This is a genomic window from Achromobacter spanius (assembly GCF_039673305.1).
GTDB classification, from domain to species: domain Bacteria; phylum Pseudomonadota; class Gammaproteobacteria; order Burkholderiales; family Burkholderiaceae_B; genus Achromobacter; species Achromobacter spanius_F.
In genome coordinates this window covers 1-12,871 of sequence record NZ_JBDJLJ010000065.1, presented here as the reverse complement: position 1 = coordinate 12,871, position 12,871 = coordinate 1, and the positions used below count along the sequence as shown (strand labels likewise).

15 protein-coding genes are annotated in these 12,871 nt (G+C 66.2%); 2 read left to right on the top strand and 13 right to left on the bottom strand.

Annotated elements, in window-relative coordinates; genetic code table 11:
- Nucleotides 1-6: 6 nt before the first annotated feature.
- From ABE485_RS27595 to ABE485_RS27585, 3 genes are read right to left on the bottom strand one after another with little or no spacing between them, the layout of a single operon-like run.
- Nucleotides 7-1,179 carry an L-rhamnonate dehydratase gene (locus ABE485_RS27595; RefSeq protein ID WP_346518443.1) on the bottom strand — a complete coding sequence of 391 codons (1,173 nt, stop codon included), beginning with the start codon at nt 1,177-1,179 and terminating at the stop codon, nt 7-9.
- Nucleotides 1,176-2,204, bottom strand: a complete 1,029-nt coding sequence (locus ABE485_RS27590; protein WP_346518442.1) for a 4-hydroxythreonine-4-phosphate dehydrogenase PdxA — start codon at nt 2,202-2,204, stop codon at nt 1,176-1,178. The genes ABE485_RS27595 and ABE485_RS27590 overlap by 4 nt, the downstream gene beginning before the upstream one ends.
- Before the next feature lie 7 nt (nt 2,205-2,211).
- Complete coding sequence (locus tag ABE485_RS27585) at nt 2,212-3,195, bottom strand: Bug family tripartite tricarboxylate transporter substrate binding protein (protein WP_346518441.1); 984 nt, start codon at nt 3,193-3,195, stop codon at nt 2,212-2,214.
- Nucleotides 3,196-3,322: 127 nt separating this feature from the next.
- On the opposite strand from ABE485_RS27585, the gene ABE485_RS27580 reads away from it, so the two are divergent.
- Nucleotides 3,323-4,252: a LysR family transcriptional regulator gene (locus ABE485_RS27580; RefSeq protein WP_346518440.1), complete on the top strand. Its 930-nt coding sequence runs from the start codon at nt 3,323-3,325 to the stop codon at nt 4,250-4,252.
- Between the two features lie 122 nt (nt 4,253-4,374).
- Nucleotides 4,375-4,716, top strand: coding sequence for a zinc ribbon domain-containing protein YjdM (locus tag ABE485_RS27575; RefSeq protein ID WP_346518439.1), 342 nt, complete (start codon nt 4,375-4,377; stop codon nt 4,714-4,716).
- A 3-nt stretch (nt 4,717-4,719) separates the two neighbouring features.
- Here the strand turns inward: ABE485_RS27575 and ABE485_RS27570 are convergent, their stop codons facing one another.
- The 10 genes from ABE485_RS27570 to ABE485_RS27525 form a co-directional block, all read right to left on the bottom strand.
- Nucleotides 4,720-4,956: a hypothetical protein gene (locus tag ABE485_RS27570; RefSeq protein ID WP_346518438.1), complete on the bottom strand. Its 237-nt coding sequence runs from the start codon at nt 4,954-4,956 to the stop codon at nt 4,720-4,722.
- Nucleotides 4,957-4,972: 16 nt separating this feature from the next.
- Nucleotides 4,973-5,236, bottom strand: coding sequence for a FixH family protein (locus ABE485_RS27565; protein ID WP_346518437.1), 264 nt, complete (start codon nt 5,234-5,236; stop codon nt 4,973-4,975).
- Nucleotides 5,237-5,282: 46 nt separating this feature from the next.
- A complete protein-coding gene (ccoG, locus tag ABE485_RS27560) occupies nt 5,283-6,773 on the bottom strand; it encodes a cytochrome c oxidase accessory protein CcoG (RefSeq protein WP_346518436.1) in 1,491 nt (496 codons plus the stop codon).
- Nucleotides 6,774-6,848: 75 nt separating this feature from the next.
- Complete coding sequence (ccoP, locus tag ABE485_RS27555) at nt 6,849-7,811, bottom strand: cytochrome-c oxidase, cbb3-type subunit III (protein WP_346518435.1); 963 nt, start codon at nt 7,809-7,811, stop codon at nt 6,849-6,851.
- Complete coding sequence (locus ABE485_RS27550; RefSeq protein WP_006225697.1) at nt 7,808-7,984, bottom strand: cbb3-type cytochrome oxidase subunit 3; 177 nt, start codon at nt 7,982-7,984, stop codon at nt 7,808-7,810. Before ABE485_RS27550 ends, ccoP begins: the two co-directional genes overlap by 4 nt.
- Before the next feature lie 2 nt (nt 7,985-7,986).
- Entirely contained in the window at nt 7,987-8,703 is a 717-nt protein-coding gene (gene ccoO / locus ABE485_RS27545) for a cytochrome-c oxidase, cbb3-type subunit II (protein ID WP_346518434.1), read from the bottom strand.
- Nucleotides 8,704-8,713: 10 nt separating this feature from the next.
- A complete protein-coding gene (ccoN, locus tag ABE485_RS27540; RefSeq protein WP_346518433.1) occupies nt 8,714-10,201 on the bottom strand; it encodes a cytochrome-c oxidase, cbb3-type subunit I in 1,488 nt (495 codons plus the stop codon).
- Nucleotides 10,202-10,375: 174 nt separating this feature from the next.
- Entirely contained in the window at nt 10,376-10,537 is a 162-nt protein-coding gene (gene ccoS / locus ABE485_RS27535) for a cbb3-type cytochrome oxidase assembly protein CcoS (RefSeq protein ID WP_346518432.1), read from the bottom strand.
- Nucleotides 10,534-11,508 (bottom strand): hypothetical protein, encoded by a 975-nt coding sequence (locus tag ABE485_RS27530; RefSeq protein WP_346518431.1) that lies wholly within the window; start codon nt 11,506-11,508, stop codon nt 10,534-10,536. Before ABE485_RS27530 ends, ccoS begins: the two co-directional genes overlap by 4 nt.
- Nucleotides 11,509-11,615: 107 nt before the next feature.
- Nucleotides 11,616-12,871, bottom strand: a 1,256-nt coding sequence (locus ABE485_RS27525) for an adenosylmethionine--8-amino-7-oxononanoate transaminase (RefSeq protein WP_346518430.1), incomplete at its 5' end; no start/stop codon positions are given.

Sequence of the window (12,871 nt, the reverse complement as noted above, 5' to 3'; positions counted from 1 at the left end):
GCGGGCCTATTCGATGATGTTGAAGTCGTTGAGGTAGTCGGTCTTGAGCGTCAGCCCCAGGCCCGGCTTGCTGTCGTCCAGGTCGATGAAGCCTTCCCTGGCCACCGGCTCGCCATCGAAAATGTAGTAGAACAGCTCGTTGCCGACCTCCACGTCGAACATCGGGAAGTATTCGCTCATGGGCGAAGCCAGCGTGCTCATCGTGAGATGGTAGTTGTGCATCTGGCCGGCGTGCGGAACGACCGGCACGCTGTAGGCCTCGCACAGGGCATTGATCTTGTGCGCCGCCGTGATGCCGCCCACGCGGTTGGTGTCGTACTGCACCACCGACACCGCTTTGCGGTCCAGCAGCTGCTTGAAGCCATAGAGCGAGAATTCGTGCTCGCCGCCCGAAATCGGAATGGACGTCAGCTGGTTCAGTTCCGCGTAGCCGTCGATGTCGTCCGCGATGACGGGTTCCTCCAGCCAGCGCGGCTCGAATTTTTCCAGCTTTGGCAGGATGCGCTTGGCGTACTCCAGGTTCCAGCCCATGTAGCATTCGAGCATCAGGTCGGTGTCGTACCCGATGACCTCGCGCACGGCCTCCACGGACTTCAGGTTTTCCGAGACGCCCTTCTGCAGGTGCGCCGGCCCGTAGCCAAAGCGCATCTTGAACGCGGTGAAGCCCTGGTCCAGATAGGTCTGGGCCTCTTCCTGCATGGCTTTCAGGTCGGTGCGGTACAGCTTCGAGTAGTAGACGGGGATCTTTTCCTTGGTGCGCCCGCCCAGCAGCTTGAACACGGGCTTGTTCACCGACTTGCCCAGGATGTCCCAGATGGCCAGGTCAACCGCCGAGATCGCGGCCATGGTCACGCCCTTGCGGCCCCAGGCGTGCGTCGACCGATACATGCGCTGCCACAGGTATTCGTAGTCCCAGGGATCCTGTCCGATGACGAGCGGCGCCAGATACTGGTCGATGATGGCCTTGGCCACGCGCGGCGCGAGCGCCACGTTGCCCAGGCCCACGATGCCGTCGTCCGTCTCCACTTCGACCACGGTCCAGCCGTGGAAGCGGAAGGTGCTCATGGTTTCCTGCTTCGAATACAGCAGGTCCATGGCGTTGGAGCAGAAGTTGCCTTGCGGCGGCACGGTCTTGCCGGTCCACTCAAAGACGCGGGCGCGGACGGATTTGATTTTCATGACGGGTTCCTGGTTGAAGTCGAAGCGCCCATGCGGCAGGCGATCTGGAATGCCTGCCACGTGGCTTGCACGTTCGCGCGGCCCTGGCCGGCGATGTCGTAGGCCGTGCCATGCGCGGGGGTGGCGATAGGGATGGGCAGCCCCCCCTGCACCGTCACGCCGCGCGAAAAGCCCAGCAGCTTGATGGCGATCTGCCCCTGGTCGTGATACATGGTGACGATGGCCTGGAATTCGCCCGCCTGCGCCTTCAGGAAGATGGTGTCGGCGGGGAACGGCCCCTGCACAGGCAGGCCCTCCTCGTTCAGTTGCCGCACGGCGGGCTCGATGATGTCCACCTCTTCGCGGCCGCAGGTGCCGCCGTCCCCGCCGTGCGGATTGAACGCGGCCACCGCGACGCGCGGCGACGGCACGCCATTGGCCTGGAGCGAACGGTAGATCAGCCGCGTGGCGGCCTTGATGCCGTCGATGCTCAGCGCGGCCGCGGCATCCTTGAGCGGAATGTGCGAGGACACGCGCGCCGTCCACAGGTCGCCCAGGGTATTGAATTCACAGAAGTAGTCCGTCACGCCCAGGTACTGCGCGAAGTGATGCAGCTCGTCGCCATGCTGCAGGCCGCCCTGCTTCATCGCATGTTTGTTCAGCGGCGCGAAACAGATGGCGTCGATGTGTCCCGCCAGCGCCGCGTCCATGCAGGCGTCCAGCACCCGCAGCACGGACGCGCCGCCCGGCGCCTGGGCCTGGCCGACGCGCACCTGGCCGGCGCTCACGGTGTCCATCTCCAGCCACGCGGGCAAGCCGTCGTCCGGCCGGCCGCGCACGGCCTCGAAACTGTCCACGGGCTGTGTCCGGACCTGTACGCCCGCCACGCGCTGGCCTTCCTGCCACAGCCACGCATCGCCCACCAGCACGATGTTGGCCAGGTGGGCCGCCTGCGGCATGGCCAGCAGCCGGGCGATGAGTTCGGGGCCGATGCCGGCCGGATCGCCCAGGGTCAGGGCGACAACGGGCTTGTGCTGCGTAGTCATGTTGCGGTCATTCCACGGAAATGTTGTTCTTCTTGATGATGGAGGCGTAGCGCTGGTTCTCGGTCTTGTGGAACTGCGCGAACTGCTCCTGGCTCATCGGGTTGATGTCGGCGCCGATCGCCAGCAGCCGCGCCTGCGTGTCCGGCAGCGCCAGAATGCCGTTGACGGCGTCATGGATGCGCGCCTGGATCGCGGCGGGCGTGGCGCTGGGCATGTAGATGCCGTACCAGGCGCTCATCTCCACGCCCGGCACGCCGGCTTCGGCCATGGTCGGCACATCGGGCAACTGGGCGTTGCGCCTGGCGCTCAGCACCGCCAGCGCGCGCACCTTGCCGCTCTTGATGTGCGGAATCACGGACGACGCGGTTTCGAAGGCGATCTGCACCTGCCCGCCCATCAGGTCCACCATGGCCGGGCCGCTGCCGCGGTACGGGATGTGCGTCATCCGCACGCCCGTGGCGTCCTTGAACAACTCGGCCGCGATGTGCTGCGTGCTGCCCGAGCCGCTGCTGGCGAAGTTGTAGTCGCCCGGCTTGCTCTTGAGCAGCGCGATCAGTTCCTGCACCGACTTTGCCGGCACCTGGTTGTTCACCACCAGGATGTTCGGCACCGCGCCCACGAACACCACCGGCGTCAGGTCGCGGTCGTTGTCGTAGGCCAGCTTGAGCAGGTGCGGCGCGATCGCGTGCGCGGTGGACACGCCCATCACCATCGTGTGCCCGTCCGTGGACTTGGCGGCCAGGTCGGCGGCCAGCGTATTGGAGGCGCCCGGCTTGTTCTCGACCACGACGGTCTGCTTGAGCAGGGGCCCCAGCTTGTCGGCCACGGCGCGCGCCATGGCGTCGGTGCCGCCGCCCGGGGCGGACCCCACCAGCAGGCGCAGGGGCTTGGTTGGCCATTCGGCGCCGGCGGCCTGCGCCGACGCCTGCGGCGCCAGGACCGACAGGCACAAGGCGCCCGCCGCCATCGCGGCAATTGCGCGGATCTTCATGGTTGTCTCCTTGATTGATCAATTTTTTCCCGCGGCGCGGGGATTTCTTATGGGTCAATCTTAGAAAGAAGCTATGTTTCCGTAAAATGAAACTTTTGCACCAACCGTTCACCTGAAGCGATCAATCATGGAACGCACTCCGAACGTCCCCGCCCTGCTGTCCCGGCTGCGCATGCGGCAGATCGTCCTGCTGCTCGCCATCGAGGAACGCGGCACCCTGCGCGCCGCCGCCGGCCAGCTGAACATGACCCAGTCCGCCGCCAGCAAAATGCTGCACGAGCTGGAGCTGGCCATCGGCCAGCCGCTGTTCGAACGCGTGGGCCGCGGGCTGGCGCTGACGGCCGCGGGCGATTGCGTCATGGGATATTTCCGCGGCATGCGCGGAACGGTCTCGTCGCTGTCCCGCGAACTGGAGGAATTGCGGCTGGGCAGCGCGGGCAAGCTGTTTATCGGCAGCATCATGGCCGCGTCGCCGGGCCACCTGACCGACGCGCTCCTCGCGCTCAAGCGCATCTATCCGCTGCTGTCCGTGGAAATCTCCACGGGCACCAGCGACCTGCTGATCGGGCGCATGAACGAGGGCAAGCTCGATGTCGTGATCGGGCGCATGCTGACGCTATCGGACCGCCATTACCGCTTCCGGCCGATCGGCGACGAGGCGCTGTCGGTGATCGCCGCGATGGACCATCCGCTGGCGCGCCGCAAACGCGTCGATTTCAAGGCCATGCAGGCCTATCCGTGGGTGCTGCAGCCGCACGGCAGCCCGATGCGCGAGGTGATCGAACAGGAGTTTCATTCACACAATGCGACAACGCCCAAAGGGCTGATCGAATCTTCGTCCATCCTGACCACGACGAACCTGGCGATGAAGTCCACGATGCTGGGCGTGATTCCCGAATCCGTGGCCAGCCGGTACGCGGCGCATGGCCTGTTGGCGATCCTTCCGTACCAGATCCGGCAGACCTTGACGGCCTTCGGCAGCATCGTGCCCAGGGACCGCCCGCTCAGCGCGCCGGCGCGGGATTTCGTGAGCCTGCTGCACGGCGACCAGACGTGACGGCGATGCGCGCCCGCAGCGCGAAAACGGCCTTATTCAAGGCCTTTGCGCGCGTTTTCCAGGGGTGCGGCAACGTATACTTGCGCGTTGCGCGATCAGCGCTGTCTTCCTGAGGTTCAATCGTGAGCGCACTGCCCTCCTGCCCCCAATGCCAGTCGGCCTACACCTACGAAGACGGTTCGCTCTTCGTCTGTCCGGAATGCGCGCATGAATGGCCGGCGCAGGCCGAAGCCGCCTCCGACGACGCGGCCAAGGTCTACCGCGATTCGGCCGGCAACGTCCTGCAGGACGGCGACACCGTCACCGTCATCAAGGACCTCAAGCTCAAGGGGTCGGGCGGCGTGATCAAGATGGGAACCAAGGTCAAGGGGATACGCCTTGTCGACAGCGACCACGACATCGACTGCAAGATCGACGGCTTCGGCCCCATGAGCCTGAAGTCCGAGTTCGTCAAAAAGGCCTGAGCCTCAGAAGTCCTCGTCCTCTTCCACCTTCGGCATCAGGTAGGCCGTCAGGGCGCTGGACAGGCCCGCCATCAGCCACAACACGAAGAAAGACACGGTATAGAAGCCCGTCCGCCCCGAAGGCACATGCCCGAAGATGGCGATGTCCAGCGGGTCTATCAAGGCGAAAATCAGTGCGCTTGCGGCGGCGGCGGCCAGAAACGACGGCCACAGGATCCACATCAGCGATCGCAATCCCATGCGTACACTCCCCCGGTCAAGGTTTGGCGGGCGCGGCGACGGCGTTCAACGACCCCGAGACCTCGCCGGCTTTGGCCGCGGCCTGTTCGATGACCAGTCCGCGCTTGACGACGCCGTCCTGGATGGGCTGGTTGCCGAACTGCGTCACCGCGAAGTAAATCGTGATGAAGCAGCCTACCATGGCGGCGAAGGGGCCGGCCATCAGAATCCAGGGCCAGGGCTCGCGGTACCAGGGCTTGGCGGGGTGGGCGGAATTGACTGCGATTTGCGCGGTGTTCATGTCGGTATCCTTGGTGTGCCAGGGGCATTGAAAGGCTTGGGCATCCCTAGTCGGGCACGTAGAAACTTGCTGCTTCGTCGGTCTCGACCTGGCGGTTTTCGCCGTCCAGGCCGCGCGCGCGCAGCGTGATGGGATGGGCGCCCGGCGCGGCGCCCGCCGGGGCGCGGATGACCATGGGCACCAGCTTGTTGGCGGCGGCCTCCACTTCGACCACATCGGACCCTTGCTGGCCGGCCAGCACCGCCAGGTCGGGCATGCCGTCCGCCGACAGGCGCAGGCGCATCGGCACGTCGGAAGTGTTGATGATCTGCAGGCGGTAGACGTTTTCGATCAGGCCGCCGGCGACCTCGCGCCCCAGCACGCCGCGGTCGCGGATGACGTCGACGCGCAGGGGATTGCGCACCGCCAGCGACACCACGAAGGCCACCGCCAGCAGCAGGATCAGCGCGCCGTAGATCAGGACGCGCGGACGCAGCAGATGCGACCGCGCGCTCTTGGTCGACAGCCCGTCCAGCATGGCGCGCTCGGATGTATAGCGGATCAGGCCCGGCTCGTACTGCATCTTGTCCATCACCTGTTCACAGGCGTCGATGCAGGCGCCGCAGCCGATGCACATGTACTGCAGGCCTTCGCGGATGTCGATGCCCGTGGGACAGACCTGCACGCACAGGCTGCAGTCGACGCAGTCGCCCAGGCCCGCCGCCTTGTGGTCGACCTTGCGCGAGCGGCTGCCTCGCGGATCGCCGCGGCGCTTGTCGTAGGTGACCACGAAGGTGTCCGGGTCCACCATCACGCTCTGGAAGCGGGCGTAGGGGCACATGTACTTGCACACCGATTCGCGCATGAAGCCGGCGTTGCCCCAGGTGGCAAAGCCGTAGAACAGCATCCAGAACCACTGCCACGGCCCCAGCTGCAGCGCGAACAGCTCGTGGCCGAGTTCGCGGATGGGCGCGAAATAGCCGATGAAGGTGGAACCGGTCCACCATGCCAGCGCGATCCACAGGAAGTGCTTGGTGAATTTCAGGCGCAGCTTGCGCAGGGTCCAGGGCGACTCGTCCAGGCGGATGCGCGCGATGCGGTCGCCTTCGACCTTGCGCTCGATCCACATGAAGATTTCGGTGTAGACGGTCTGGGGACAGGCGTAGCCGCAGAACAGGCGCCCGGCCACCGCCGTGAACAGGAACAGCGCCAGCGCCGAAATGACCAGCAGGACCGCCAGGTAGACGACGTCCTGCGGCCACAGCACCAGGCCGAACAGATAGAACTTGCGCGCGCCCAGGTCGAACAGCACCGCCTGGCGCCCGTTCCATTGCAGCCACGGCAGGCCGTAGAAAATGATCTGGGTGATAAAGACGAACGCGATGCGCCAGCGGGCGAAGATGCCACTGACGGATCGCGGATAGATCTTGCTGCGCACCCCCGCCAGCGTCTGTTCCAGGGTTTCCTGGCCGGGACGCGGCGGCCGCGTGTGCGGCCGCCAGGGCGGCGGGTCACCGCCAGGCGAATTGCCGACGCTTGCGGTTGACCCATCTTCCATTTGCTGCTCCGTACTGTAATTTCCAGTGATATGGGGGGCCGCGCCGCGGACCCCCACGTACATGCTTCGATGCGGTTACTTGGCCGCGTTCGGCTCGGCGGGCGCCGCGGCGGCCTGCTTCGGTGCTTCCGGCTTGTTCGACAGGCCCCACACCCAGGCGGTCAGGATCTTGATCTGCTCGGGGCTCAGGATGTGCTCATGCGCCGGCATGCGGTTGTCGCGGCCTTCGAGGATCGTCTTGACGATCGTCGCTTCCGAACTGCCGTACAGCCAGACGTCGTCCGTCAGGTTCGGCGCGCCCATGAGCTGGTTGCCCTTGCCGTCGACGCCGTGACAGGCGACGCAGAAGTTGCCGAAGTCGCGCTTGCCGCGGAAGACGCGCACCGGATCGGCCGTCAGGCCCGACAGCGAACGCACGTACTGCGCGATGTCGCCGGCCATCTTGGGATCGATGGCGTCCTTCCAGGGCGGCATCACGCCATGGCGGCCTTCCTTGATGGTCTGCATGATGGTTTCGGGGGAACCGCCGTGCAGCCAGTCGCCGTCCGTCAGGTTGGGAAAGCTGGGCGCGCCCTTGGCGTCGGAACCGTGGCACTGCGCGCAGGTGTTCAGGAACAGGCGCTGGCCGATTTCACGGGCACCCGGGTCCAGCGCGATCTGCGGCACCGTCATGGTTTCGAAGCGCGCGTAGATCGGGCGCACGGCCTCGGCCATCTTGGCCTGCTGCTGCGCCACTTCCTCGGTGCTGCTGTAGCCGAGCTTGCCCTTGTACTGGCCCAGGCCGGGCATCAGGAACAGGTAGCCCAGCGCGAACGCGCACGCCAGCAGGTACATCCACGTCCACCAGGTGGGGACCGGGTTGTTGAGCTCGGTCAGGTCGCCGTCCCAGACGTGGCCGGTGTCCTCGACCTGGCCGCTGGCCGGCTTGGCGCTGAGCCAGCGGCGCTGCGTGTACAGCAGCCACACGCACCAGACCACCCCGCCCACGGCGACGATCGAGATGAAATACCCCCAGAAGCCATTGACGAAATCGCTCATGACCGATTCGCTCCATCTTGTTGTGCCTGACCGAATTCATCGGGCAGTGCGAACGGCAGCATGGCCGATTCGCGGTTGGCGCTCTGGCGGCCGCGCGAGCAGGCCCACCAGACGATGCCGAAAAAGGTTGCCATCGAGATGGCGGTGACGATCGCGCTCAGGTAGCCCACCATGATCAGCCTCCCGTTGCCGCTTGCGCGGGCTGGACGGCGGACTGCTGGGCCTTCTTGGCGGCCTCGGCCTTCTTGGCGGCTTCGGCCTGCTGCGCCTTGCGCACGCCGACGCCCAGGCCCTGCAGATACGCCACCAGCGCGTCTTCTTCCGTCTTGCCCTCGATGGCCTTGGGCGCGGCGGCGATGTCTTCGTCGGTGTACGGCACGCCCAGCGCCCGCAGGGCGCGCATGCGCTGATCCACGTTCTGGCCGGTGATGACCGTCTTTTCCAGCCACGGGTAGGCCGGCATGTTGGATTCAGGCACGACCTTGCGCGGATCGCGCAGGTGGATGCGGTGCCAGTCGTCGGAGTAGCGTTCGCCCACGCGCGCCAGGTCGGGACCGGTGCGCTTGGATCCCCACAGGAAGGGATGGTCGAAGACGGACTCGGAGGCGACCGAGTACGAGCCGTAGCGCTGGACTTCGGCAGCCAGCACCCGCACCTGCTGCGAGTGACAGCCCACGCAGCCTTCGCGGATGTAGACGTCGCGGCCCATCAGCCGCAGCGGGCTGTAGGGTTCGACGCCCGCCACGGGCTGGGTGGTGCTGTGCTGGAAGAACAGCGGAACGATCTGGACCAGGCCCGCGAAGGACACCACCAGGATGCTGGCGATGATCATCCAGCCGATGTTCTTCTCAAGGGTCTGGTGGGAAAAGAAGCCGTGATTCTTGTTGGCCATGATGTCCTCGTCAAACGGTAGCCGGCACGGCGGTCGCGGGGACCGGCTGGCGGGCGGCATGGGGATCGTCCTGCGGAATGGCGGGGTTGACCGGCTGTGCGCCGCTCACCGTCTTCCACACGTTCCAGGCCATGACGAATACGCCGCACAAGAACAAGGTTCCACCCAGAAAACGGATCAGGTAGTACGGGACGCGCGTCTTCAGTTCCTCGACGAAGCTGTAGACCAGGGTGCCGTCGGGAGCGGTGTCGCGCCACATCAGGCCCTGCTGCACGCCGGCGATCCACATGGCGGCGATGTACAGCACCACGCCGATGGTCGCGATCCAGAAGTGCAGTTCGATGGCCTTGACGCTGTACATCTTTTCGCGGCCGTACAGGCGCGGGATCAGGTAGTAGAGCGAGCCGAAGGAGATCATGGCGACCCAGCCCAGCGCGCCGGAGTGCACGTGGCCGATGGTCCAGTCCGTGTAGTGCGACAGCGCGTTCACCGTGCGGATCGACATCATCGAGCCTTCGAAGGTGGACATGCCGTAGAACGACAGCGCGGTGACCATGAACTTCAGGATGGGATCGGTGCGCAGCTTGTACCAGGCGCCCTGCAGGGTCATGATGCCGTTGATCATGCCGCCCCACGAAGGCGCCAGCAGGATCAGCGAGAAGGTCATGCCCAGCGACTGGGTCCAGTCGGGCAGCGAGGTGTACAGCAGGTGGTGCGGGCCCGCCCACATGTACGTGAAGGCCAGCGCCCAGAAGTGGACGATGGACAGGCGGTACGAGTAGATGGGGCGGCCGGCCTGCTTGGGCACGAAGTAATACATCATGCCCAGGAAGCTGGTGGTCAGGAAGAAGCCCACCGCGTTGTGGCCGTACCACCACTGCACCATGGCGTCCTGCACGCCCGAATAGGCGGAATAGGACTTCCACAGCGTCACCGGCATCTCGATGTTATTGAAGATGTGCAGGATGGCGATGGTGAGGATGTACGAGCCGAAGAACCAGTTGGCCACGTAGATGTGCTTGGAGCGGCGCTTGATGATCGTGCCGAAGAACACGATGGCGTAGGCGACCCAGACCAGGGTGATCAGGATGTCGATGGGCCATTCCAGTTCCGCGTATTCCTTGCTGCTGGTGAAGCCCATAGGCAAGGTGATGGCGGCGCCGACGATGACGATCTGCCAGCCCCAGAACGTGAAAGCGGCCAGCTTGTCGCAGAACAGGCGCGCCTGACAGGTGCGCTGGACGACGTAGTAGGAGGTCGCGAAAAGAGCGCTGCCGCCGAAGGCGAAAATCACGGCGTTGGTGTGCAGCGGGCGCAGGCGGCCGTAGCTGAGCCATGCGGTGTCAAAGTTCAACTGAGGCCAAATCAGCTGTGCGGCCAGAAAAACGCCCACAGCCATGCCGACAATGCCCCAGACTACAGTCATGATCGCGAACTGCCTCACGACCTTGTAGTTGAAGGTATCGGCCTTGCTTGCGATTGCGGCGCAATCGTTCATCACCCTTCCCCTAAAGTAACAAGAACTTCCAGGCTTCGATGATGGGACTAGTCACACGAGTCGGCGTTGATTTGGATCAACAGGGGTGCGACGCCTTGGACTTAGCGGCGTAACCACAACAGCTTCAGGGGCTTTGGGCCGAAAAAAGACCGTGCCGCGCTCTGGCGGCGCAGCTCAGCGGCGGCTCGCGGGGCCGCTGTCGTCGTCGCGCAGGATGGCCAATCCGGCGTTGTCGGTGTCGTCGTACTGGCCGTTGAAAACGGCCCACCACAGCGACACCCCGATAACCAGCACGAACAGCAGCGACAGGGGCAGCAGCAGGTACAGGATGGTCATGGCGCGGCCTCCAGCGCACCGCCGGCCGGCACTTCGCCCGACCAGTCGCGGCGGCGCAGCCGCCACGAGTTGTAGGCCACCGCCAGCGACGACACCAGCATGGTGATCGCGGCCAGCCAGGGGGTGACCCAGCCGACCAGGGCCAGCGGCGTCATCAGCAGATGCCAGACCAGCGAACCGTACAGGTTTTGGCGCGCCTTGCGCCGGGCCTCGTCCAGCAGCGCGTCGAGCGCGGCGTCAGGCATGTCGGGATGGGCCGCCAGCGCCGAGTGGGCGGAGGCCATGGCCGTGGGCACCGCCATCGACATGGCGCACGGACAGCTCATGACCAGCAGCGCCACCATGACGGGAATGCTGTGGGCGGGATCGAGGTAGGCCCAGCCGGCCGCGGCGGCCAGCGCCAGCGCAACCTGGATCATGACGAAACGGGACGCCAGGCGGTCGGCGCGGGCGCCCAGCTGCAGGCGCTGCGCTTCAACGAGCGCGTGGCGCCGGCCGCCGGCGGCGCCGCCGAAGGACTGGCGGGCGCACAGTTCCAGGTAGCGCGCGGTCAGCAGGAAGGCGACGAACATCGTGACCGAATCGAAATAGACTTCGCCCCGGCCGGTGTAGGTGGCGTGCACGCTGGGAATGAAGGCGGCCACGATGCCCAGCGCCACCGGCACGTCCATGCCGGCGCGGCCGTGGCGCAGGTTGTCGCCGGCATGGCGCCAGATGGGCCAGGCCGAATACAGCACCACGGGCACGGTCAGCGCGAAGCTGGCCCAGTTCATCAGGACGATGGCCCAGTCCAGGGTTTCCAGCGCGTCGGCGGGCATGCCTTCGTGGCGCAGGTAGCCGGGCCACGCGAACATCATGACCTGCATCATCGCCAGCCAGGCCAGCGACAGGCGCACCAGCGCGTGGCGGCGCTGTTGGCGGTCGGCATCGGGCAGGCTGGCGGGAACGGCGAAAATCGATTTTGCTCGCATGCGCCGATGGTAATCAGCACCCGGCCGGGACGCCTTGATCTGAATCAAGGCGTCTTGCGCGGTTTGCCGGGGCAACGTGTGCCAACGGTCGGTGCCGGCCTTCGGGTTCAGGGGCGCTGGCGGCGCAGCACGCCCGCGACGGCGCCGGTCAGGACGGCCAGGTCTTCTTCCGAGATGGTCAGCGCGGGCGTCAGGTAGACCACGTTGCCGAAGGGACGGACCCAGACGCCGGCCTCGACCAGGCGCCGCTTCAGGGCTTCGCGGTCCGCGATGCCGTCCAGCTCGACCACGCCGATCGCCCCCAGCACGCGCACGTCGCGCACCCAGGGCAGGTCCCGGCAGGGTTCCAGCCCCGCCGCCAGGGCGGCCGCAATGGCCTGCGCCTGCGCCAGCCGGGGCTGCGTCTCGAACAGGTCGAGCGAGGCGTTGGCCGCCGCGCAGGCCAGCGCATTGCCCATGAAAGTGGGGCCGTGCATCAGCGCCTGGGCGGGGTCGTCCGACCAGAACGCCTGGAACACCCGGTCGCTGGCCACCGTGGCCGCCAGCGGCAGGGTGCCGCCGGTCAGCGCCTTGGACAAGGTGATGATGTCGGGCCGGATGCCCGCCTGTTCGAAGGCGAACATGGACCCGGTCCGCCCGAAGCCGGTGAAGATTTCATCGAAGATCAGCAGCAGGCCATGCTTGTCCGCCAGGCGACGCAGGCGGCGCAGGACTTCGGGGTCGTGCAGCAGCATGCCGCCGGCGCCCTGGACCAGCGGCTCCACCAGGATGCCCGCCAGTTGCGGCGCGCGGGTGTCCAGCCAGGCGTCCAGTTCGGCCAGCGCAGCCTCGTCGCGCGGCAGGCCGACGATGTCGTGGCCGGCCAGCATGCCGTTGAACAGGCTGTGCATGCCCTCTTCCGGATCGCAGACCGCCATGGTGCCGAAGGTGTCGCCGTGATAGCCGCCCCGGAAGGCCAGGAACCGGGTGCGGCCGCGTTCGCCCTGGTTCAGCCAGAACTGCAGCGCCATCTTCATGGCGACTTCCACCGCCACCGAGCCGGAATCCGTATAGAAGACGCGGTCCAGGCCCGGCCCCAGCAGCCCGGCCAGCCGGCGGGCCAGCGTCAGCGCGGGTTCATGGGTCAGCCCGCCGAACATCACGTGCGGCATGGCCTCCAGCTGCGCGCGCACGGCCTGGGCGATATGCGGATGGTTGTAGCCGTGGCAGGCGGTCCACCAGGACGCCACGCCGTCGACCAGGCTGCGGCCGTCGGCCAGTTCCAGCCGGGCGCCGTGGCTGCGGACCACGGGCAGGGGCGGCGTGGCCGTCTTCATCTGGGCATAGGGAAGCCAGATATGGGGTTGGCCCTGGGCCACCCAGT

What these genes read in the sequence shown, in the direction of transcription:
- ABE485_RS27595 (WP_346518443.1), bottom strand. Translation starts at nt 1,179, where the DNA reads ATGAAAATCAAATCCGTCCGCGCCCGCGTCTTTGAGTGGACCGGCAAG.
- ABE485_RS27590 (WP_346518442.1), bottom strand. Translation starts at nt 2,204, where the DNA reads ATGACTACGCAGCACAAGCCCGTTGTCGCCCTGACCCTGGGCGATCCG.
- ABE485_RS27585 (WP_346518441.1), bottom strand. Translation starts at nt 3,195, where the DNA reads ATGAAGATCCGCGCAATTGCCGCGATGGCGGCGGGCGCCTTGTGCCTG.
- ABE485_RS27580 (WP_346518440.1), top strand. Translation starts at nt 3,323, where the DNA reads ATGGAACGCACTCCGAACGTCCCCGCCCTGCTGTCCCGGCTGCGCATG.
- ABE485_RS27570 (WP_346518438.1), bottom strand. Translation starts at nt 4,956, where the DNA reads ATGGGATTGCGATCGCTGATGTGGATCCTGTGGCCGTCGTTTCTGGCC.
- ABE485_RS27565 (WP_346518437.1), bottom strand. Translation starts at nt 5,236, where the DNA reads ATGAACACCGCGCAAATCGCAGTCAATTCCGCCCACCCCGCCAAGCCC.
- ccoG (WP_346518436.1), bottom strand. Translation starts at nt 6,773, where the DNA reads ATGGAAGATGGGTCAACCGCAAGCGTCGGCAATTCGCCTGGCGGTGAC.
- ccoP (WP_346518435.1), bottom strand. Translation starts at nt 7,811, where the DNA reads ATGAGCGATTTCGTCAATGGCTTCTGGGGGTATTTCATCTCGATCGTC.
- ABE485_RS27550 (WP_006225697.1), bottom strand. Translation starts at nt 7,984, where the DNA reads ATGGTGGGCTACCTGAGCGCGATCGTCACCGCCATCTCGATGGCAACC.
- ccoO (WP_346518434.1), bottom strand. Translation starts at nt 8,703, where the DNA reads ATGGCCAACAAGAATCACGGCTTCTTTTCCCACCAGACCCTTGAGAAG.
- ccoN (WP_346518433.1), bottom strand. Translation starts at nt 10,201, where the DNA reads ATGAACGATTGCGCCGCAATCGCAAGCAAGGCCGATACCTTCAACTAC.
- ccoS (WP_346518432.1), bottom strand. Translation starts at nt 10,537, where the DNA reads ATGACCATCCTGTACCTGCTGCTGCCCCTGTCGCTGCTGTTCGTGCTG.
- ABE485_RS27530 (WP_346518431.1), bottom strand. Translation starts at nt 11,508, where the DNA reads ATGCGAGCAAAATCGATTTTCGCCGTTCCCGCCAGCCTGCCCGATGCC.